We start from the raw sequence: 21,329 nt of genomic DNA, 5'->3' as shown, positions 1-21,329 counted from the left end.
TTTCACTTTTTGCCTAACATTTGTTAAGTCTGCGAAGAAATGGCTTAATACTTTTACTCTTTATCTCGATGAAATTCTTTGACTATTTCCGCTAAAACCTGCGGATACAGCTGGTGCTCTACTTGATGGATTTTTTTCTCTAAATCCTCCAAACGGTCCGATTCAGCAACTTGCACCTTTCCTTGTGCAATAATTGGACCGGTATCTACCCCGCTATCCACAAAATGGATCGTAACGCCCGTTTCCTTTACTCCGGCTTCATAAGCATCTTTAATTCCGTGCAAGCCCGGAAAATTTGGAAGCAAAGCTGGATGAATATTAACGATCCGATTAGGAAAAGCTTCTAGTAACTCTTTTCCGATGATTCGCATATAGCCTGCCAATACGACTAACTCCGCTTTATAACGCTTCAGTAGTTCTAACAGTGCAGCTTCATAGTTTTTCTTATCAGAAAACTCTTTTAGCTCAAAGCTTTCACAAGGAACACCGAATTTTTTTCCACGTTCTAGCACGTACGCATCATGATGATCTGAAAAAAGCAGAACTAACTCAGCGTCAATCTCTTTATCCTTAATTGCTTGAGCGATCACTTCGAAATTCGATCCATTTCCTGAAGCTAAAACAGCTATTCTCATGCCTTTGCCCCTTTAAAAACAATCGCAGTATCTTTCTTTTCTGTTACTTTACCGATTACAAAAGTAGCTTCATTTCGCTCCTTCAAATCAGCTTGCAACTCTGCTAATTTTTCTGGCGCAACAGCCAATACCATACCAATTCCCATGTTGAAAATTTCATACATTTCCATTTCAGGAATCTCACCATATTTTTCCAATGCGTTAAAAATCGGTAACACTGGCCAAGAGCCCAGTTCAATTTCACAAGCTAATTTTTCTGGCAACATACGTGGTAAATTCTCCACAAAGCCGCCACCAGTCACATGGGCGATACCGTTCACTAATTCTTTTTTAACTAAAGGAAGCACTGCTTCTACGTAAATTCTAGTCGGTGTTAAAATCTCATCACTAAGTTTCCCAGATAGTTCTGGTAATTTTTCATCAAGTGCAAAGCTGTTTGTTTCAAAGAAAACTTTACGAACTAACGAATACCCGTTTGAATGAATTCCTGACGATGGTAAACCTACTAAGACATCCCCAGCTTGAATTTTTTCTCCGGTAATCATTTGTCTTTTTTCAGCAATACCAACAGTAAAACCAGCTAGATCGTAATCATCTTCACCATACATTCCTGGCATTTCTGCTGTTTCGCCACCGATCAACGCAGCTCCTGCTTGAACGCAGCCTTCTGCAACTCCTGCAACTACTTGCTCTAAACGTGCTGGCACATTTTTACCTGTAGCGATGTAATCTAGGAAATAAAGCGGTTCAGCTCCTTGAGCCACGATATCGTTGACGCACATTGCTACACAATCGATTCCAATCGTATCATGCTTATCTGCTTGAATTGCGACCATCAGCTTTGTCCCTACACCATCCGTTCCAGAAACTAAAACGGGCTCCTTTAAGTCAAATTGACTAAGGTCGAAACAGCCTCCAAAACCACCGATTGCTCCCATAACACCTAAACGTTCGGTTCTTTTTACGTGCTTTTTAATTCGTTCTACTACCTCGTAACCAGCTTCTACATCAACGCCAGCTCTAGAATATGCATTTCCCACTAGATCCGCTCCCTAATTATTATTGTGTCTATTCTTCAAAAAACGAAAATGATTTTTTCATGCTACATACCATTCCAATAAACATTTATACCTTTTTAAATAGAAGTGAGTTTTCTTATTTCAACGGCGTGTCCTGAGAAAAGTGGAACTAAAATCTTCATTTGTTTAATTTTTGTAATTTCTTCAACCGTTTATTTTTAATAGAATGAAATTTTTTCCTTCAAAGTTGCTTGATAATGCTCTTCATAGTCATAAAGCGGCGTTGGATAGTCTCCATTAAAATACGCCATACATAATCCGGAATAAGGTGCATCAAAATCTAATCCAATAGCATTGATTAATCCATCTTCACTTAAAAATGACAACGAATCTGCACCGATCATTTCGCGAATTTCTTCAATTGAATGGTTCGCTGCAATCAACTCTTTACGAGTCTGAATATCAATCCCATAAAAACACGGGTAACGTAATGGCGGCGAAGCAATCCGTACATGGACCTCTTTCGCGCCCGCTTCTTTTAAAAGATTGACGATCCGTCGACTAGTCGTTCCCCGCACAATCGAATCATCGACCATGATGACGCGTTTTCCTTCAACGACTCCTCGCACAGCTGAAAGCTTCATTCGTACTCCTTGCTCACGTAATTCTTGAGTCGGCTGAATGAAGGTCCGTGCCACATACTGATTTTTTACTAATCCCATTTCATAAGGAATCCCAGATTCTTCTGCATATCCGCTGGCAGCAGACAAAGACGAATTTGGAACACCAACAACCATATCAGCTTCAATTTCAGCCTCATTAGCTAAGATCCGCCCCATATTTTTACGAGCACTATGGACATTTACGCCTGCGATATTCGAGTCTGGTCGTGCAAAGTAGATGTACTCCATGGAGCAGATCGCGTGTTGCGTATTCTCAGTAAAGCTTTCGACTTTTAACCCTTCATCATTGATGGTGATAATCTCGCCTGGATTAACATCTTGAATAAATTTCGCACCTACGACTTCTAACGCACAGGTTTCTGACGCAACTACATAGGCGCCGTTGACCATTTGACCGATTGACAATGGCCGAAAACCATTCGGGTCAAGTGCTGCTACCATGGAATCTTCTGTTAGCATCAAGTAGGCAAAACCGCCTTTGACAGTGTTCAATGCTTCCTTCATGCGTTCACACAAAGTTTCCTTTTGACTGCGGCGAATCAAATGCATCAAAATTTCCGTGTCAGAATTCGAATGGAAGATCGCCCCATCAATTTCTAGTTCTTTTCGCAAGCTTTTCGCATTCGTCAAATTCCCATTGTGAGCCAAAGCAAAGGCACCATCATAAAAATTGAATAAAAAAGGTTGAATATTATCCACACTGCTTGTTCCCGCCGTAGCATAACGAACATGTCCAATCGCTGCTTGACCAGTCAAGCGACTCAATTGACGCTCATTTTTAAATACCTCTGAAAGAAGGCCTAGCCCACGATGTCCATTTAATTTTCCTGCATCGTTGCTGACAATTCCAGCACCTTCTTGTCCGCGATGCTGTAAGCTGTGTAAGCCAAAATAAGTGACGCGCGCAGCATCTGGGTGTCCCCAGATGCCAAAAACGCCACACTCTTCATTTAAACTTTTTACTTCATTAAACATGGAATGGCTTCCTCCCATAATTCTTCAGCTTTCTTAGTAGCGACGTTGATTTCACCGCCAAGTGCAGTCAACTTCAAGTCGCCTGTATTAGTTACTTCACCGATTTTCACTGCTTTATCACCTGCTAAAGCTTCGAATTCTGCTTGTTTCTCTGGTTTTACAGATAAAACAAAACGTGATTGTGTTTCTGCAAACAGATTTTCGACAGGCATTTCCACAGTGATGTCAACGCCAAGCTGATTAGTAAATGCTGATTCTGCGACTGCCACTGCCAGACCACCTTCCGCACAATCATGAGCACTTGCTACTAAGTCCGCTTTGATTGCTGAAAGGACTAAGTCTTGATTTGCCTTCTCAACAGCTAAATCAAAGTCCATTAATTTCCCTTCAATCAAGCCTTTTTGCATTTTTTGAATCTCGGTACCATCAAAGTCTGCTTTAGTTTCACCAACGAGATAAACCAAATCACCAGCAGCTTTGAATTCCTGCGTCGTAATATGTGACAGGTCTTCGATCAAACCAACCATACCGATCATCGGTGTTGGATAAATAGCTTTACCGTTAGTTTCGTTATACATCGAAACATTTCCTGAGATAACCGGGGTGTTCAACGTACGGCAAGCTTCTGAAATACCATCGGCTGAGGTCCATAATTCCCAGAATCCCTCTGGTTTTTCTGGCGAGCCATAGTTTAAACAGTCCGTGATCGCTAACGGCTGTCCTCCAGATGCAACAATATTCCGCGCTGCTTCAGCCACTGCAATTTGTCCGCCGATTTCAGGATTTAAATATAAATAGCGTGCATTACAATCAGTTGTCATCGCCAATGCCTTGTTTGTTCCGCGAACCCGTAAGACAGCTGCGTCGCTTCCTGGTCGAACAACTGTATTCGTTCGTACTTGCGAGTCATAGGTTTCATAGATCATTCTCTTTGAGGCGATCGTCGGTTGTTGCAACAATGCTAATAATGTTTCAGAAGCATCTGCCACTTCTGGTTTGAAATCTTCCATATTGGCAAATTCTTGAATCCGTACTGGTTCACGCTTCTCATTTTCGTAAACAGGAGCCTCTTCAGCAAGCGCATCAACTGGTAAGTTAGCTACTTCTTCTCCATGATGGTACAAACGATATAATCCATCATCTGTTACCTCGCCAATCGTAACCGCATCTAACTCATAACGTTTAAATAGTTCAACAACTTCATCTTCATGCCCTTGTTCTACACAAATGAGCATCCGTTCTTGTGATTCAGATAACATCATTTCATACGGCGTCATATGCGTTTCCCGTTGCGGCACATCATCTAAATAAAGCTTCAATCCAGATCCAGCTTTTGAAGCCATTTCTGAACTAGAAGAGACTAATCCAGCAGCCCCCATATCTTGAATACCTACCAAGATATCTGAATGATCTAAAATTAATTCCAAACAGGCCTCTAACAATAATTTTTCCATGAAAGGATCGCCAACCTGAACGGCAGAACGCTGCTGTTCTTCACCTTCGACGAATTCTTCTGAAGCAAAAGTCGCTCCATGAATTCCATCACGTCCCGTTTTTGCGCCGACATACATGATGGAATTGCCGACACCTTTGGCCTGTCCTTTTTGGATGTCCTTATGATCGATCAAACCAACACACATCGCGTTGACTAAAGGATTACCTTCATAACAAGGATCAAAAGCTACTTCTCCGCCAACTGTCGGGATACCAATACAGTTTCCGTAACCGCTAATTCCAGCAACAATCTCTTCTAATAAATATTTTGTCCGTTCCGTCGTTAATTCCCCAAAGCGTAAAGAATCTAAGACCGCGATTGGACGTGCACCCATACTGAAAATATCGCGGATGATTCCACCAACACCTGTTGCGGCACCTTCATAAGGTTCAACAGCTGAAGGATGGTTGTGACTTTCTGCTTTGAAAACAACAGCCTGATTGTCACCGATATCAACAATTCCGGCACCTTCTCCTGGTCCTTGTAATACTTGCGGTCCATCCGTTGGGAATTTACGCAGAACTGGCTTCGAGTTTTTATATGAACAATGCTCACTCCACATAACAGAGAAAAGTCCTGTTTCTGTATAATTTGGCAAACGTCCAAGAATGTCTTCTGAAATCAAACGATATTCTTCATCAGTCAGTCCCCAACCAGCGTAAATACGCTGATCCTTGATTTCTTGCGCCGTCGGTTCTAATTTCATCATTAGTTTGCAGTCACCTTTCCAAAATTAGTTAAAATAGAAGCAAAAAACTTCTTACCGTCATCAGAACCTAGCAGTTTTTCCATTGCTCGCTCTGGGTGAGGCATCATACCTAAGACGTTACCAGCTTTGTTCGTAATGCCGGCAATATTCTCGATACTTCCATTAATATTTTCACCTTCATAAGTGAAGACGATTTGATTGTTCGCTTTTAACTCAGCTAATGTTTCATCATCACAGTAATAATTTCCCTCACCGTGGGCGACTGGGATTTGAATTACTTCATCTGCTTGATATTCAGATGTAAATTTTGTTTGATTGTTCACAACTCTAAGCGGCGTAATTTTACTGATAAATTTCAAGGATTCATTACGACGTAAAGCTCCTGGTAAAAGTCCCGCCTCCGTTAAAATCTGAAATCCATTACACGTACCGAAAACTGGCTTGCCTTCTTCAGCAAAACGAATCACTTCTGACATAATGTTGGCAAAGCGAGCGATCGCACCACAGCGTAAATAGTCGCCGTATGAAAAACCACCCGGCAATAATACACCGTCAAATCCTTCAAGGCTGTCTGCATCATACCGAACATACTCACAATCGGCTCCCATGATTTCCTTCATCGCCCAATACATGTCCAAGTCACAGTTAGAACCAGGAAATACAATGACCGCAAATTTCATGCTACACTTCCTCCGATGTCAAAATTTCGTAACGATATGTTTCCATATTGACGTTGGCTAATAATTTGTCACAAACCTCTTCGATCATTTCTTCCACAGGACGGTCACTTTTAGCAACTTTGATCTCAAAATACTTACCAATCCGAACATCCTCGATCTCATTGTATCCCATACGGTGCACAGCCCCTTTTACAGCTTCTCCTTGTGGGTCCAATACAGAATCCTTATACGTTACATAAACTTTCACAAAATACATCCTTATTCTCCTCGCTTTTCTAATCTATTTAGTACTTCTTGATATACCGGAATAATGTCACCTAAGTCACGACGATAAATATCTTTATCTAAATGTTCATTTGTCTGTTTGTCCCATAAACGACAAGTATCAGGAGAAACCTCATCTGCCAATAAAATCGAGCCATCTTTTTGACGACCGAACTCTAACTTGAAGTCAACCAATGTGATATCTATTGAATCAAATAGTTCTGTTAGTGCCTCACCAACTGCTAAAGCCTTCTGACGCAACTGAGTGAGCTCTTCAGCAGTAGCAAGTTCTAAAGCAAGAATATGAGCGTCAATGACCATTGGATCATCTAGTTCATCGTTTTTATAATAGAACTCAACAATCGGTGATTTTAAAGGAGTCCCTTCTGGAATCGCTAATCGCTTTGAAAAGCTGCCGGCAGCTATATTTCGTACGACTACCTCTAAAGGAATGATTTCAACATTTTGAATCAGTTGTTCTGTTTCAGAAAGCTGTTTAATATAGTGATTAGTAATTCCTTTACTTTTTAAGAAATCAAAGATCAATCCGGTGATTTGATTATTAAGTTCGCCTTTACCACTAATTTGATCCTTCTTTGCCCCATTTAAAGCAGTTGCTTGATTCAAATATTCGACCCATATAATGGCTGGATCATCTGTTTGAAACAATTGTTTTGCTTTACCTTCATAGATTAAAGTTCCTTTTTCCACGTCAAAACGCTCCCTTTTTATGAACATTTATAAACGATCTCCAACAATCGTTCGTTTCTTAATTTCTTATTCAGTGTAACAATTGAATTTGAATTTTTCAATATTTTATCGGATATTATAATAAAAGAAGTCTGTTAATGTTCGTGTTTATCACAGGCGGTTCTATTTCTTTTTTAGAAGCTACACAAAGACAGCGTTTACATTTTGTGAAAATGGTGCTATATTTAATTCGAATGATATATATGGGGGAATCGCTTATGTTAGATGCGCCGGCAGCAGCTAAAAAATTTCTTGATTCAATGCTAGAAACAGACAAGCAACATTTATTAAACGCATTATTAGGACTAGACACAACTCATAGTATTAACTGCAATACCAGCTTTTATTCCTATCGTAATCTAAAAAAAATACTGCATCCAAGACAATCTCAAGCCATGCAGTCTTTACATTTTTCCAATCAGTCTCAGGATGAGTTGATCATCAGGCAGCTAAAGGATCACTCCTTCTTGAAGAATTCCTATCGGATTGAAATTCGTTTGAATTCACAAACTTATGATTATCAACTGATCAGCTGTTTATTGGAACGTCTTCACGAAAGTTGCTTTGTAGACGTATATTCCTATGCTTAATTCAAAAAAACTCTTACCGCAAAAAAATGGCTCTAAGTCAAATCGTGTTGTTTTCATTAAATCACTGAAAGGAAATGCTTCGGCGTTTCCTTTTTTCTTTTTGTTTTCTTGTTCAAATAATGTCGCAAAGGTTCTGTTGAATTAGAATTCGCATACGAAGGTGGCGAAAGGTTCTAAAACCGAATGCCACTCTCTTGATCACTTTAATCAAGTTATTCTTCCCTTCAAGTTTTCCGTTCGAATAGGGGTATTTTAATGCATTGATAATCGCTTGTTTGTGTTTGTTTAAGTAAAGAATCGCTTTTTTAAATGCTGGATCAAGCATCGTGGGTAAGTGATCAATGCGTTCGTAAAAGTCTTTATAATCTTTGGCATCAAAGGCATCCAACAAATTTTGATACACATCATAGCTTGTCCGTAAGTGCTCGTCAATCGATAATAAATAGTCCAATACTTCCGATTCCGTCAGGTATTTCCGTTGGAAAAGCGGGTATTGTTTGAGCGAAGAATAATTGATTTTTCTATTTTTCTTCAGAATGGTTCGCCAATATTTCTTAAGCTTGCGATACTTTTTCATGGCTTGCGGGTCGCTCTTTTTCAAGTGATTCATGGTTTTTATCCGTTGTTTGTTAAACGCACGATTGAGTTGTTGGATCACATGGAACCGATCAATGGAAACCCGAGCATTTGGGAAAACGACCTTTGTCACAGAATCATAGCCCGCATTCATATCCATCACGACATGAGAAACGTTTTTCCGTGCGTGATAAGTAAAGCGCATAAAATAAGCGATCAGCTTGAAGCTTCTTCGATCCTCTAAAATATCAAAGATTTTCCCCGTATCCGCGTCACTGAGAATAAAACACATGGCGCCCTGACAGTCCTTAGTTCCTTTGAATTCATCAATCAATAGATGTTTGGGTAAGTAATTGGGCTTCAGTCGTGGTTCTTCAAAAAAAGAATCCAAGACCCGTTCGACCGTTTTAGCGGAAACCAAATAACGCTGAGCGATATCTTTCATCGAAATTTTCTTCTTTAAATCAACAGCGATCGCAAACTTGAGTGCTTGGGAGAGATAACAGTTTTCTGCGACATAATAGGTTTTAGCTGAAAAGGTATGGTGACACTGTTTACAATAAAACCGTTGTTTATAGAGATGAAGATAGGTAGACACCTCTTGATAAGGGAGTAATTGAATCCAGCTATCTTTGTAGCCATGATGGATGACGGAGTCGTAGCCGCAACACTCACATCGAGGAGACGGATAGCTCAGTCGACCAGTAAAGACGGTGGCCATTCTGTCATGGACTTTTTCTTTTGAAACGGCGTCTTTAGAAAAAGTAATGTTGGAATCGTGAATATTTAGGATTTGTTTGATGGTTTTGTCTAGGCAATTATCTTTATATTTGATATTCTTAATACTGGACATTTGGTTCGCCTCCTATGATTGGGTTCAGCGATTTAATTATAGGACAACCAAATGTCTTTTTGTATAAAAAAATACTTGGTGTTCTCGCTCAAAAAGAGTAACAACACCAAATATTATAGAACCAAAAAAATGCGGTAAGAGTTTTTTTATTTGATTCCGACACGTTCAAAGACTGTATCGACATTTTTAAGGTGATAGTTATAATCAAAAGCATCGTCCAAGTCAGCTTTGGATAAAACATTCGTAATTTTTTCATCTGCATCCAAAAGCGGACGAAATTGCGTTTGATTATCCCATGCATAGGCTGTTTTTGGTTGGACTAAATCATACGCTTCTTCACGAGTCATGCCTTTATCGATCAACTTCAGCATCACTCGCTGACTATAGATCAAACCAAATGTTGCTTCCATGTTGCGTTTCATATTATCTGGGAACACGGTCAGATTCTTCACAATGTTTCCAAAGCGATGCAGCATGTAATCAACTAGAATCGTGGTATCTGGTGTAATAATCCGTTCCGCAGAGGAATGAGAGATATCACGCTCGTGCCACAAAGCAACATCTTCAAAAGCAGTAATTAAATGCCCACGTACAACACGAGCCAAACCAGTCATATTTTCTGAACCGATTGGATTTCGTTTATGAGGCATCGCAGAGGAACCTTTCTGTCCTTTTGCGAAAAATTCTTCAACCTCACGCGTTTCAGATTTTTGTAACCCGCGAATTTCCGTTGCAAAACGTTCAATTGATGTCGCAATCAAAGCCAGACTTGAGAAGTATTCGGCATGTAAATCCCGTGGTAAGACTTGTGTTGAGATTTCCTGCGGGCGAATACCTAATTTTTCACAGACAAATTCTTCAACAAATGGTGGGATATTAGCAAATGTACCGACTGCACCAGAAATTTTTCCAGCTTCCACACCCTTTGCAGCATGTTCGAAACGCTCGATATTACGTTTCATTTCTGAATACCAAGTAGCTAATTTCAAGCCAAAGGTCGTAGGCTCTGCATGAACACCATGCGTCCGCCCCATCATAACTGTATCCTTGTGCTCCAAAGCTTTTTCACCAATGATTGTTAGAAAATCCTGTAAATCCTGACGCAAAATATCATTTGCTTGTTTATATAAATATCCATAGGCAGTGTCAACGACATCTGTACTAGTCAAACCATAATGAACCCATTTACGTTCTTCACCCAATGTTTCAGAAACCGCACGTGTAAAGGCTACAACATCATGCTTTGTTGATTGTTCGATTTCTAAGATACGATTGATATCGAAGCCAGCGTTCGCACGAATCTTTTCAACATCCTCTTTAGGAATCTCACCTAGCTCAGCCCATGCTTCATCGGCCAGAATCTCAACCTCCAACCAAGCTTTATAACGATTTTCATCGCTCCAGATATTTCCCATCTCGTCTCTTGTATATCTAGGTATCATTACTATTCTCCCTTGTAAAATCATTTAATTTTTTCAAATATAAACTCAAAAACACATCATCAAATACAGTGATTAGTCCCATGTTTCGGTTTTCTTAATATCATCTAATGTTCGTTGAATACTATCCGTCAAAATTGTAATATGACCCATTTTGCGTCCCTTTTTCGGCATGGCTTTACCATAATAATGAAAATGCCATTCCGGCCATAAATCAATAAGTTCGTAAGTCTTCAACAGATTCTCGCCCAAAACATTGACCATTACCGCATTTGACAATAGCTTGGGTTCACTTAATGGCCAACCGCAAATTCCACGAATATGCGCATCAAATTGGCTCATGCTACAAGCTTCAATCGTGTAATGCCCAGAATTATGTGGTCGTGGAGCGATCTCGTTAACATATAACGCGCCAGCTTTGGTTAGGAAAAATTCCACACAAAGGGTGCCCACTAAATCGACTCCTTGAGCAATTACTTTGGCGATGCGACTCGCCTCTTTTGCCACTGCGGCATCAATCCCAGCTGGTACGATCGTTTCATGCAGAATATTATTACGGTGAACATTCTCTACTACTGGAAATGTTACATAATCGCCAATGTTATTTCCTGCCACTTGAACCGACAACTCTTTTTCAAATGGAATCCAAGCTTCCAGAACGCAAGTACCTTGACGCAAAAGATTCATTGAAGGTGCTAAGTCAGCCGTACTGTTCAAAACATATTGTCCATGTCCATCATATCCCCCACGCGTTGTCTTCAAGACACACGGATAGCCGATCCCCTCGATCGCATCTTGAATATCTGTTGGGCTAATGATCGTCGCATAAGGAGCAATCACGATATTATTGTTTTCTAAAAAGGACTTTTCCATCAAGCGATCCTGACTGATAGCTAATAGGTCAGTTCCTTGAGGTATATTGGCAAAATGTTGAATATGATTGATTGTATCAACATCCACATTTTCAAACTCATAAGTGATCACCTGCGATCTGCGAGCCATTTCTTCTAAAGCCATTTGATCATCATAATCAGCAACAATATGCCAATCCGAAACCTGCGCAGCCGGACAATCTTCCGTTGGATCAATCACACCCGTACGAAATCCCATTTCCTTTGCACTAATTGCCATCATGCGGCCTAGTTGTCCTCCGCCTACGATACCAATCGTAGAGCCTGGTTTTAACGATTTAACCAAGTTGTTCACTACTTTCCAATACAGTTTCTGTCATTTGCTGCCGCTTCTTTTCCAGACGCTCAGCTACTTTGTTATCATACATTGAAAGCATCTGTGCCGCAAGTAGTCCTGCGTTGGTTGCTCCAGCTTTTCCGATTGCTGTAGTGGCCACAGGGACACCACCTGGCATTTGTACGATTGATAATAATGAGTCCAAACCGTTCAAAGCCTTCGATTGAACAGGAACACCGATTACTGGAAGAGTTGTCTTGGCTGCTACCATGCCTGGTAAATGAGCTGCTCCTCCTGCTCCTGCGATAATTACTTTAATTCCTCGGCCGCGAGCTTGTTCGGCAAAGTCGAACATTAAATCTGGTGTGCGATGAGCAGAAACTACTCGTTTTTCATATGCTACACCTAGTTCATCAAGACTTTCGCATGCAAACTTCATTGTCTCCCAATCGGAGGTACTGCCCATAATAACTGCAACTTCTGGATTCATAATTTACCCCTTTCATTATTCAAGCCTATTTTAGCAAGTAGACTTTCGTAAGTCAAAACGTAATTCGAATATTAATAGATATTTCTAACCTATTGTTCGTTTTTTACTAAAACAAAAAGAAACGCAGCCTCTGCCGCGTTTCTTTCTATTTTCCTTCTCTTTTATAGCCATGAAATAATAGATTCAAAATAATCGCCGATAAACTACTCATAACAATTCCGTTACCAGTAAACATTTGAACGGTTTCAGGTAGTTTAGCAAATAGAGTCGGCGTTGCATTAAATCCTAAACCAAAGCCAATAGAAATGGCAATGATTAATAGATTTTTTTCATCATTGTAATCAACTTTCGACAACATTTTCATTCCTTGGACAGCTACCATGCCGAACATTACCAGCATTCCGCCACCCAAAACAGGTTCTGGAATAATCTGAGCTAATGCCCCGACCTTTGGAAACAGCCCTAAGATAATTAAAAAGATTGCTGAAAAGTAAATCGGACGACGAGTTTTAATCCCAGATAATTGAACTAGGCCAACATTTTGAGAAAAACCAGTATATGGAAACGTATTGAATAATCCCCCTAGAATAACCGCTAAACCTTCTGCACGATAGCCGCGTTTTAAATCATCTTCTTTTACTTGTTTTCCAACAATATCGCCTAAAGCGAAATAAACACCCGTTGACTCTACCATACTTACAATAGAAATAATAATCATTAGTAAAATAGAAAATGGTTCAAATTTTGGTGTTCCAAAATAAAATGGTTGCGGTACATGGAACATCGGTGCATGACCGATCGCCGCTAAATCAACCTGACCCAAAAGCGCAGCTAATACTGTTCCGCCGACTAACCCGATTAAAACAGCGATTGAACGAATGAATCCACGTCCAAAAACTTGAACAGCTAAGATCAAAATGATCGTCACGAAAGCCAAGATTAAATTTGTAGGCTCTCCAAACGTTTTAGCCGCAGCATCTCCACCGCCCATTTTTGTAACTGCAACCGGAATCAACGTCAAGCCAATAGTTGTAATAACAGTACCTGTTACGATAGGTGGAAATAATTTTTCTACCTTAGAAAAGAAACCCGAAATCAGCACCACGAAAACACCTGCAGCAATAATTGAACCGTAAACTGTGCCTACTCCATGCGTTTGTCCAATCAAAATCAATGGAGCCACCGCTTGAATTGCACATCCCAAAACCACTGGTAACCCGATTCCGAAAAACTTATTGACTGTCAATTGTAACAATGTTGCTACTCCGCACATAAATATATCAATTGAAATCAAATACGTCATTTGTGCTTCGTTGAATCCTAGCCCTGTCCCAATCAAAAGGGGTACAGCTACTGCTCCAGCATACATTGCTAAAAGATGCTGTAAACCTAATACTGCTGATTTTCCATTTCCTGTTTCACTTGTCACTCTACGCGTCCTCCTCGATAAATGTCACTTTACCGTCATGTAAGGAAGAAATTCTTGCTAGGGAAACGACTGGAATATCCATGTCTTCAATCAATTGTCGGCCATCTTGGAAAGATTTTTCAATCAATATCCCAATTCCAGCAACACTTGCTCCAGCTTGTTGACACAATTCGATCAATCCCTTAGCGGCCTGGCCGTTCGCTAAAAAGTCATCGACTAATAAGACATTGTCCTCTGCAGAAAGGAATTTTCGAGAAATTGAAATAGTACTAGTCACCTGTTTGGTAAATGAATAAACAGAAGCCGTCAATAATTCTTCATCCATCGTCAAGCTCTTTGACTTACGGGCGAAAATCATTGGCACCTTTAATGCTTGGGCAGCATAAAGCGCAGGTGCGATTCCAGAAGCTTCGATCGTCACTACTTTAGTGATTTTTTTATCTGCAAATACTTCCGCTAATCGTTTACCCATAGCATCCATCAATTCAGGATCTACTTGGTGAGTGATAAATTCATCAACTTTTAAGACACCTTCACCTAAAACACGGCCATTATCTCTAATGCGATCTGTCAATTCTTTCATTAATACTTTCCCCTTTTCTTGTCGTTTTTTGATTACTACAAAAAACGCACCTCATCTGCAAAGCAAAAAAGGTACGTCACCGTACGATTTTTACTTATAGTCTTGCGTTTACGGCACAAGGTAGAAACTGTCAACCATATTATGACGATATATAAGTTCACTTCTAATGAAAATTTTCATTGAAGTTTATGAAATATGAAATTTATTATATCAGATACAATCCGCCTGTAAACTAGAATTATTTTAAATGAGAAGATTTATAGGTGAATGACATGATTGTCTAACTTTATTCGAAAATTTCTTCTATTATAAAGGATGAAAGCTTTCTCTACAAATTTAGCGATTCATTTTAATTGGCAAGCAAGAGTTGTTTTGAGATGATAAGAGTAATGAAATTAAATGAAGGTAAGGAGGATTTTCTGTTGATAGAATTTTTTTCTATTTCAAACAATGGTATACAAAAAAGGACTAGCAAAGGGAATTGGATAGCTGCTTCCGATCCAACAGATAAGGAAAAGGAAGAACTTTGTAAAGCCTATAAGCTTCCCTCAAGAATTTTTTCGATAGGCCAAAACTATTCAAATGTCTCATTTTTTAAAAATTACTTGACCGAAGACGAAAAATCAGTGTGCATAATGCTTTTTATCGACCTTAAATCAATGGATGAACCAGAATCTTTATCTTCGACTGTCACTGTCTTTTTAACGAATGATGTTGTGATTACTATAAGTGAAAAGTCATTGATTGATGAAGTATTAAATAAATTTGGATCAGAGATTTCTTCCGAAGCTGGTCTGATCTTGCACACCATCCAAGTCATCAATGAGCATTACTTAAGCTTTTTACATCTACAACGTGAAAAGATTGAAGAAATCAGCCAAGAGGCATCAAATGGCTCGAATCGAAATATTTTAGAAAAAACGACAGATACCGAGAAAACACTCGTTTATATTGATAATTTATTAAAAGAACAACACAAAACAATTCATTCTCTTTTAGATTCTGATTTGGTATCTTCCGATCGTGATTTGGCTATCGAGATCGAACTACAAACAAAACAAGCAACAACCTCCGTTCAAATTTATCGCGAGATGTTGAGTTCCATTAGCGGTCTGATAAACAGCATGATGGATAACCGTTTAAATCAATTGATGAAGTTTTTAAATACCGCTTCTCTCTTACTAGCCTTACCGACACTAATTTTCAGTCTATGGGGAATCAATACTGGCGGGCTACTCTGGAAAGACTCAGAAGTCGGATCAATCATGGTCGTTCTTTTAGCGTTGATTGTTTCGATCGTCAGCGGTATTTATCTTTTCAGAAAAGATTACAATGCTTAAAAAAGCAGTAGCAATTACCCGTTACTCAAACTGTAAACAAAAAATGCTCCAAGCTCGTAGTTCGGGCTTGAAGCATTTTTTTCTTATCTATTTTAATTCGTTTGCTACTGAGAAATGACCGATAACATCGGTGATTCGGTTCAGATCCACATTACCGCCAGATACAACGGCAACAACTTTCTTACCGTTTACATACTTGTCTACTTTTCCTGCTAGAATAGCTGCTGTTGCAAGAGCACCAGCACCTTCAACTACGATTTTTGTCCGTTGAATCAAATCTTTCATCGCAAGTTCGATTTCCTGTTCAGATACAGTTACCATATCGTCAACAAGTTCTTCAACTACTTCGAAGGTAAGGTTTCCTGGAAACTCTACAGCGCAACCATCAGCGATCGTCGCTGCTTTTTTATATCCCACTTTTTTACCTTCACGGAATGAAGCTGTCATCCCATGGATGTTTTCAGCCTGAACACCGATAATATTGATGTTTGGATTGAAAGTTTTCATTGCCACTGCGATTCCAGCAATTAGTCCGCCGCCGCCGACAGGCACAATAACAGTGTCAACATCCCAGATGGAATCCAAGATTTCAAGGCCAATTGTTCCTTGTCCAGCCATTACAAACTCATCGTCATAAGGAGGAATATACGTTACTCCTGTTTCTTCAACGATTTTTTCACAATAAGCCTTTGCTTCATCAAATCCAGCACCATGTAAAATAACTTTTGAACCATAGCCTTCAGTTGCCTCCACTTTAGCTTTCGGAGCCGTTTCAGGCATAACGATCGTACTCTGAATACCCAACAATTTTGAAGTCAACGCTACTCCTTGCGCATGGTTACCAGCGGATACTGCGATAACGCCCTTGTCTTTTTCCGCTTGGGTTAAGTGAGCGATTTTATTGAATGCTCCACGAAATTTGAATGAACCAGTTAGTTGCATGTTTTCCAATTTTAAGAACACTTGCCCACCGGTTTTAGCGGTTAGAAACATTGATTGGATTAACGGTGTTACTCGTCCATACTGTTTGACCACATTTTTTGCTTCATGAATATCTTCAATAGTGACAGGAAGCTTTGTCATTGTGCTAGTCATTACAGAACATCTCCTATTTCAGTATAAGGAACATCAATTGAGTCTGCTAAAGCTTTCGAAACAACTTTACCATTGTAGACGCTTAAGCCGGATAATAGTGATTCGTCAGATTTCAGTGCATTATCTAGGCCTTTGACACTAACTTCTTTTAGGAATGAAATATTCCCTTTTGCCAAAGCAATTGTTGCTGTTCTTGGAGTTGCACCTGGCATATTCGGAACAGCGTAATGAATCACACCATGTTTTGTGAATACTGGATCTGCATGGTTCGTTGGTTTATCAATCGTTTCTACTGTACCGCCCTGATCAATCGCGATATCGACAATTACAGAACCTGGTTTCATTGATTCAACCATATATTCTTTCACTAATTTTGGTGGCTTTGCTCCTGGAATCAAGACAGTTGAAATGAAGACATCTGCTTCTTTGATCTTTTCTTCTAAGTTTTCAGTATTTGAAACGATTACATCAACGTTATGATCTTTATAGCGATCCTTCAATTGTTTAATACGATTTTCATTCACTTCAAGAATGATTACGTGACAGCCAATGCCGACAGCCATGTCTGCTGCATTTTCAGCGGCATTTCCTCCGCCTAAAATAACTACAGTTCCAGCTTCAACGCCATCAATTCCTGGAAGTAAAATACCTTCTCCGCCATGTTGTTTTTCCAGATAGTATTGACCTAAATTCACTGCGCGGCGCCCAGCGATGGCACTCATTGGTTTTAATAATTCTAGAACACCATTAATTGAGATATTTTCTCCAGATAATGCCGTAACGCCAACTTCCATCATTTTTTCAACACAAGCTTTGTTGGCTGCTAAATGCAAGAAGCCCCAAATAATTTGACCTTTTTTGAAATAGTGATATTCACTTTCCATTGGTTCCTTTACTTTTACGATCAGTTCAGCTGTCCATGCTTCGTCAGTATCGACAATTTTTCCGCCAGCCTCAATATATTGTTCATTAGTAAAACCTGAACCTGCACCAGCATTATCATCAACTAGCACTTCATTTCCAGCTTCTACTAAAATTCTCACATTTTCAGGTGTCATACCGACACGTGCCTCACCTTGTTTTGGATCTTTAATTACGCCAATTTTCATGGTAAATCACTCCTAATGGATTATTATTGAAGTTCTTTAACTTCGGAACATGTTTAATATATCACAATGCATTTTAGAAGCAACAATCATGTACTAAGTGTTATTGATATCTCATTATCCACAGTGTTCTCTTCATTTAAAATAAAAAAAAAAACAAGGAACGTTGTTATAAGGCCTTTTCAAAATAAGAACACTTTCATTTTAAATATTTATATTCTCTTCAAATAGTTTTTTTAATAAAAATAGTGCAAGCGCAGTCAATTTTTTTATGTGATTTTTCTCATTTGAAGAATCAAGAAATCTGTTATTTTTGATAAAACAAAAAAGCTGAGGATTTATTCCGGTTCTATAATATTTGGTGTTGTTACTCTTTCTGAGTGAGAACACCAAGTATTTTTTTATACAAAAAGACATTTGGTTGTCCTATAATTAAATCGCTGAACCCAATCATAGGAGGCGAACCAAATGTCCAGTATTAAGAATATCAAATATAAAGATAATTGCCTAGACAAAACCATCAAACAAATCCTAAATATTCACGATTCCAACATTACTTTTTCTAAAGACGCCGTTTCAAAAGAAAAAGTCCATGACAGAATGGCCACCGTCTTTACTGGTCGACTGAGCTATCCGTCTCCTCGGTGTGAGTGTTGCGGCTACGACTCCGTCATCCATCATGGCTACAAAGATAGCTGGATTCAATTACTCCCTTATCAAGAGGTGTCTACCTATCTTCATCTCTATAAACAACGGTTTTATTGTAAACAGTGTCACCATACCTTTTCAGCTAAAACCTATTATGTCGCAGAAAACTGTTATCTCTCCCAAGCGCTCAAGTTTGCGATCGCTGTTGATTTAAAGAAGAAAATTTCGATGAAAGATATCGCTCAACGTTACTTGGTTTCCGCTAAAACGGTCGAACGGGTCTTGGATTCTTTTTTTGAAGAACCACGACTGAAGCCCAATTACTTACCCAAACATCTATTGATTGATGAATTCAAAGGAACTAAGGACTGTCAGGGCGCCATGTGTTTTATTCTCAGTGACGCGGACACGGGGAAAATCTTTGATATTTTAGAGGATCGAAGAAGCTTCAAGCTGATCGCCTATTTCATGCGCTTTACTTATCACGCTCGGAAAAACGTTTCTCATGTCGTGATGGATATGAATGCGGGCTATGAGTCTGTGACAAAGGTCGTTTTCCCAAATGCTCGGATTTCCATTGATCGATTTCATGTGATCCAACAACTTAATCGTGCATTTAATAAGCAACGGATAAAAACCATGAATCACTTGAAAAAGAGCGACCCGCAAGCCATGAAAAAGTATCGCAAGCTTAAGAAATATTGGCGAACCATTCTGAAGAAAAATAGAAAAATCAATTATTCTTCGCTTAAACAATACCCGCTTTTCCAACGGAAATACCTGACAGAATCGGAAGTATTGGATTATTTATTATCAATTGACGAGCACTTACGGACAAGCTATGATGTGTATCAGAATTTGTTAGATGCCTTCGATGCCAAAGATTATAAAGGATTTTACGAATGCATTGATCACTTACCGGCGTTACTTGATCCAGCATTTAAAAAAGCGATTCTTTACTTAAACAAACACAAGCAAGCGATTATCAATGCGTTAAAATACCCTTATTCAAACGGGAAACTTGAGGGGAAGAATAACCTGATTAAAGTGATCAAGAGAGTGGCATTTGGTTTTAGAACCTTTCGCCACCTTCGTATGCGAATTCTGATTCAACAGAATCTTTGCGACATTATTTGAGCAAAAAAACAAAAAGAAAAAAGGAAACGCCGAAGCATTTCCTTTCAGTGATTTAATGAGAACAACACGATTTGACTTAGAGCCTTTATTCCTCAGCTTTTGTTTGACAATCTGGACATAACCCATAAACTTCCAACCGATGTTTATTGATTTGATATCCTGTCAGCTTACTAGATGCCATTTCGACGTCTTCTAATCCAGGATAGAAAAAGTCAACAATCTTCCCACATTCTGTGCAAATTGCATGATAGTGCTGCTTGTTCGTGAAATCAAAGCGACTCGCCGCATCACCATAGTTCATTTCTTGGACGATTCCAATTTCAACGAATTTTCTTAAATTGTTGTAGACGGTCGCCACACTCATATTCGGGAAGCGGCCCTCTAACGAACGGAAAATCTCATCAGCCGTTGGGTGATTGCGGTACTCGATTAAATATTCTAAAATGGCATAACGCTGTGGGGTAATGCGAACTCCGCCGGCCTTTAATTCTTTGACCGCTTGATCAACTGCCTCATTTACCATATAAGCCCCTCCTGTTTTGATTCTATATTAAAATGATACTATTATCTGAGGGGAAATACTAGCTTGATTCAAAAATTAATATTTTTCATAAACTTATTGGTTAAATTGGAACAATTCAGTAGATAGGTAACGTTCGCCATTATCCGGTAGTAAAACCAATACTTTTTGATCAGAAGTCATCTTTTTAGCCACTTCTATCGCTGCAAACAATGCGGCTCCAGAAGATATACCAACTAAAATTCCTTCTTTTTTTGCAATTTCTCTAGCTGTTTCCATAGCATCATTACTTTTAACCGGTAAAACTTCATCATAAATGTTAATATTTAAAATACTTGGCACAAATCCAGCGCCGATTCCTTGAATTTTATGCGGACCGGATTGACCACCTTCTAAAACTGGTGATTCTTCAGGCTCTACTGCATAAATCTTAATATTCGAATACATGCGTTTCAGTTCGTTTCCTACTCCGGTAATTGTACCGCCTGTACCAACTCCTGCAACAAACGCATCTAAGCCATTTTTTTCAAAGGCATTCACAATTTCCTTTGCAGTTGTTTCTTCATGAACCTTGGGATTTGCTGGGTTATCAAATTGTGCTGGAACGAATCCATCCTTTTCTTCAGCCAATCTGTTAGCCTCAGCGATCGCGCCTTTCATCCCATCTGCCCCCGGAGTAAGAACTAGATTCGCTCCATAAGCCTGCATGAGCTTGCGACGCTCAATACTCATTGTCTCGGGCATAACTAGCGTTACAGGATAGCCTTTTGCGGCGCCTACCATTGCCAAACCAATACCAGTATTCCCTGATGTTGGTTCGATGATCATCATTCCAGGCTTCAACTTGCCGCTTTTTTCCGCATCCTCGATCATTCTTAAAGCAATTCTATCTTTTACACTGCCGCCAGGATTGAAGGATTCTAGCTTCACGTAAATCTGAGCCATTTCATCCGTTGTCATGTTCTTAAGCTTCACGATAGGGGTCTCGCCAATTGTGTCCAAAATTGAATGATAAATTTTTGTCATCTTTCTTCGCTCCATTCCTTACCTTATGTAAGTTATCTTAACGAATAATGGCAGAAGATGCGAGAATTTCGACTTTTAATTTCTCATAATAACACTTTT

The 21,329-nt window shown here is 39.4% G+C and carries 20 protein-coding genes and 1 riboswitch; of the genes, 3 read left to right on the top strand and 17 right to left on the bottom strand.

All coding sequences use genetic code 11. The annotated features are described in order from the left end of the window. Nucleotides 1-53: 53 nt before the first annotated feature. From purN to purC, 7 genes are all read right to left on the bottom strand, one after another. Nucleotides 54-635, bottom strand: a complete 582-nt coding sequence (gene purN / locus AUF14_RS05555) for a phosphoribosylglycinamide formyltransferase (protein ID WP_016180329.1) — start codon at nt 633-635, stop codon at nt 54-56. After that, complete coding sequence (purM, locus tag AUF14_RS05550) at nt 632-1,675, bottom strand: phosphoribosylformylglycinamidine cyclo-ligase (RefSeq protein WP_016180330.1); 1,044 nt, start codon at nt 1,673-1,675, stop codon at nt 632-634. Before purM ends, purN begins: the two co-directional genes overlap by 4 nt. 197 nt (nt 1,676-1,872) lie before the next feature. After that, the gene (gene purF, locus AUF14_RS05545) at nt 1,873-3,312 is read right to left on the bottom strand and encodes an amidophosphoribosyltransferase (RefSeq protein WP_016180331.1); all 1,440 of its coding nucleotides are present in this window, start codon (nt 3,310-3,312) and stop codon (nt 1,873-1,875) included. Then, nucleotides 3,297-5,516 carry a phosphoribosylformylglycinamidine synthase subunit PurL gene (gene purL / locus AUF14_RS05540; RefSeq protein WP_016180332.1) on the bottom strand — a complete coding sequence of 740 codons (2,220 nt, stop codon included), beginning with the start codon at nt 5,514-5,516 and terminating at the stop codon, nt 3,297-3,299. Before purL ends, purF begins: the two co-directional genes overlap by 16 nt. Then, nucleotides 5,516-6,196 (bottom strand): phosphoribosylformylglycinamidine synthase subunit PurQ, encoded by a 681-nt coding sequence (gene purQ / locus AUF14_RS05535; protein ID WP_016180333.1) that lies wholly within the window; start codon nt 6,194-6,196, stop codon nt 5,516-5,518. Before purQ ends, purL begins: the two co-directional genes overlap by 1 nt. A 1-nt stretch (nt 6,197) precedes the next feature. Beyond that, nucleotides 6,198-6,452 (bottom strand): phosphoribosylformylglycinamidine synthase subunit PurS, encoded by a 255-nt coding sequence (gene purS / locus AUF14_RS05530; protein ID WP_016180334.1) that lies wholly within the window; start codon nt 6,450-6,452, stop codon nt 6,198-6,200. A 2-nt stretch (nt 6,453-6,454) separates the two neighbouring features. Then, nucleotides 6,455-7,171: a phosphoribosylaminoimidazolesuccinocarboxamide synthase gene (gene purC / locus AUF14_RS05525; protein ID WP_016180335.1), complete on the bottom strand. Its 717-nt coding sequence runs from the start codon at nt 7,169-7,171 to the stop codon at nt 6,455-6,457. Nucleotides 7,172-7,428: 257 nt separating this feature from the next. Here purC and AUF14_RS05520 point away from each other — a divergent pair, with 257 nt between their 5' ends. Beyond that, nucleotides 7,429-7,800, top strand: coding sequence for a hypothetical protein (locus AUF14_RS05520; protein ID WP_171030582.1), 372 nt, complete (start codon nt 7,429-7,431; stop codon nt 7,798-7,800). 112 nt (nt 7,801-7,912) lie between these two features. Here AUF14_RS05520 and AUF14_RS05515 read toward each other — a convergent pair whose 3' ends face one another. The 6 genes from AUF14_RS05515 to AUF14_RS05490 all read right to left on the bottom strand — a co-directional run bounded on the left by AUF14_RS05515 (nt 7,913) and on the right by AUF14_RS05490 (nt 14,358). Continuing rightward, nucleotides 7,913-9,229, bottom strand: coding sequence for an ISL3 family transposase (locus AUF14_RS05515; RefSeq protein ID WP_102865886.1), 1,317 nt, complete (start codon nt 9,227-9,229; stop codon nt 7,913-7,915). 146 nt (nt 9,230-9,375) lie between these two features. Further along, complete coding sequence (gene purB, locus AUF14_RS05510; RefSeq protein WP_016180337.1) at nt 9,376-10,671, bottom strand: adenylosuccinate lyase; 1,296 nt, start codon at nt 10,669-10,671, stop codon at nt 9,376-9,378. 72 nt (nt 10,672-10,743) lie between these two features. Next, nucleotides 10,744-11,865: a 5-(carboxyamino)imidazole ribonucleotide synthase gene (purK, locus tag AUF14_RS05505; RefSeq protein ID WP_171030581.1), complete on the bottom strand. Its 1,122-nt coding sequence runs from the start codon at nt 11,863-11,865 to the stop codon at nt 10,744-10,746. Then, entirely contained in the window at nt 11,858-12,346 is a 489-nt protein-coding gene (gene purE / locus AUF14_RS05500) for a 5-(carboxyamino)imidazole ribonucleotide mutase (protein WP_016180339.1), read from the bottom strand. Before purE ends, purK begins: the two co-directional genes overlap by 8 nt. Before the next feature lie 145 nt (nt 12,347-12,491). Then, entirely contained in the window at nt 12,492-13,775 is a 1,284-nt protein-coding gene (locus AUF14_RS05495) for a nucleobase:cation symporter-2 family protein (protein WP_016180340.1), read from the bottom strand. A gap of 1 nt (nt 13,776) precedes the next feature. Continuing rightward, nucleotides 13,777-14,358: a xanthine phosphoribosyltransferase gene (locus AUF14_RS05490; RefSeq protein WP_016180341.1), complete on the bottom strand. Its 582-nt coding sequence runs from the start codon at nt 14,356-14,358 to the stop codon at nt 13,777-13,779. Nucleotides 14,359-14,435: 77 nt separating this feature from the next. Next, a riboswitch (purine riboswitch) is annotated at nt 14,436-14,533 on the bottom strand. A 202-nt stretch (nt 14,534-14,735) separates the two neighbouring features. Here AUF14_RS05490 and AUF14_RS05485 point away from each other — a divergent pair. After that, nucleotides 14,736-15,698: a CorA family divalent cation transporter gene (locus AUF14_RS05485; RefSeq protein ID WP_016180342.1), complete on the top strand. Its 963-nt coding sequence runs from the start codon at nt 14,736-14,738 to the stop codon at nt 15,696-15,698. Between the two features lie 87 nt (nt 15,699-15,785). Here the strand turns inward: AUF14_RS05485 and tdcB are convergent, their stop codons facing one another. Further along, the gene (tdcB, locus tag AUF14_RS05480; protein ID WP_016180343.1) at nt 15,786-16,793 is read right to left on the bottom strand and encodes a bifunctional threonine ammonia-lyase/L-serine ammonia-lyase TdcB; all 1,008 of its coding nucleotides are present in this window, start codon (nt 16,791-16,793) and stop codon (nt 15,786-15,788) included. Continuing rightward, a complete protein-coding gene (gene ald, locus AUF14_RS05475) occupies nt 16,793-17,902 on the bottom strand; it encodes an alanine dehydrogenase (protein ID WP_016180344.1) in 1,110 nt (369 codons plus the stop codon). Before ald ends, tdcB begins: the two co-directional genes overlap by 1 nt. 465 nt (nt 17,903-18,367) lie before the next feature. Between ald and AUF14_RS05470 the strand changes: the two genes are divergently transcribed. Next, nucleotides 18,368-19,684 carry an ISL3 family transposase gene (locus AUF14_RS05470; protein WP_102865887.1) on the top strand — a complete coding sequence of 439 codons (1,317 nt, stop codon included), beginning with the start codon at nt 18,368-18,370 and terminating at the stop codon, nt 19,682-19,684. An 85-nt stretch (nt 19,685-19,769) separates the two neighbouring features. Here the strand turns inward: AUF14_RS05470 and AUF14_RS05465 are convergent, their stop codons facing one another. Further along, nucleotides 19,770-20,207: a Fur family transcriptional regulator gene (locus AUF14_RS05465; protein WP_016180345.1), complete on the bottom strand. Its 438-nt coding sequence runs from the start codon at nt 20,205-20,207 to the stop codon at nt 19,770-19,772. Nucleotides 20,208-20,300: 93 nt separating this feature from the next. Next, the gene (cysK, locus tag AUF14_RS05460) at nt 20,301-21,230 is read right to left on the bottom strand and encodes a cysteine synthase A (protein ID WP_016180346.1); all 930 of its coding nucleotides are present in this window, start codon (nt 21,228-21,230) and stop codon (nt 20,301-20,303) included. Nucleotides 21,231-21,329: the final 99 nt, after the last annotated feature.

This window comes from Enterococcus avium, assembly GCF_002891025.1.
Lineage (GTDB): Bacteria > Bacillota > Bacilli > Lactobacillales > Enterococcaceae > Enterococcus_A > Enterococcus_A avium.
Note: the sequence above shows the minus strand (reverse complement) of the source record. Positions and strands in the feature narration are given on the sequence as shown.

Excerpts from the sequence above, each read along its gene's own strand:
- AUF14_RS05490 (WP_016180341.1), bottom strand. The coding sequence starts at position 14,358 with ATGAAAGAATTGACAGATCGCATTAGAGATAATGGCCGTGTTTTAGGT.
- AUF14_RS05465 (WP_016180345.1), bottom strand. The coding sequence starts at position 20,207 with ATGGTAAATGAGGCAGTTGATCAAGCGGTCAAAGAATTAAAGGCCGGC.
- AUF14_RS05520 (WP_171030582.1), top strand. The coding sequence starts at position 7,429 with ATGTTAGATGCGCCGGCAGCAGCTAAAAAATTTCTTGATTCAATGCTA.
- ald (WP_016180344.1), bottom strand. The coding sequence starts at position 17,902 with ATGAAAATTGGCGTAATTAAAGATCCAAAACAAGGTGAGGCACGTGTC.
- AUF14_RS05485 (WP_016180342.1), top strand. The coding sequence starts at position 14,736 with ATGATAAGAGTAATGAAATTAAATGAAGGTAAGGAGGATTTTCTGTTG.
- purF (WP_016180331.1), bottom strand. The coding sequence starts at position 3,312 with ATGTTTAATGAAGTAAAAAGTTTAAATGAAGAGTGTGGCGTTTTTGGC.
- purQ (WP_016180333.1), bottom strand. The coding sequence starts at position 6,196 with ATGAAATTTGCGGTCATTGTATTTCCTGGTTCTAACTGTGACTTGGAC.
- purN (WP_016180329.1), bottom strand. The coding sequence starts at position 635 with ATGAGAATAGCTGTTTTAGCTTCAGGAAATGGATCGAATTTCGAAGTG.
- purL (WP_016180332.1), bottom strand. The coding sequence starts at position 5,516 with ATGATGAAATTAGAACCGACGGCGCAAGAAATCAAGGATCAGCGTATT.
- AUF14_RS05470 (WP_102865887.1), top strand. The coding sequence starts at position 18,368 with ATGTCCAGTATTAAGAATATCAAATATAAAGATAATTGCCTAGACAAA.
- cysK (WP_016180346.1), bottom strand. The coding sequence starts at position 21,230 with ATGACAAAAATTTATCATTCAATTTTGGACACAATTGGCGAGACCCCT.
- purB (WP_016180337.1), bottom strand. The coding sequence starts at position 10,671 with ATGATACCTAGATATACAAGAGACGAGATGGGAAATATCTGGAGCGAT.
- purS (WP_016180334.1), bottom strand. The coding sequence starts at position 6,452 with ATGTATTTTGTGAAAGTTTATGTAACGTATAAGGATTCTGTATTGGAC.
- purE (WP_016180339.1), bottom strand. The coding sequence starts at position 12,346 with ATGAATCCAGAAGTTGCAGTTATTATGGGCAGTACCTCCGATTGGGAG.
- AUF14_RS05515 (WP_102865886.1), bottom strand. The coding sequence starts at position 9,229 with ATGTCCAGTATTAAGAATATCAAATATAAAGATAATTGCCTAGACAAA.
- tdcB (WP_016180343.1), bottom strand. The coding sequence starts at position 16,793 with ATGACTAGCACAATGACAAAGCTTCCTGTCACTATTGAAGATATTCAT.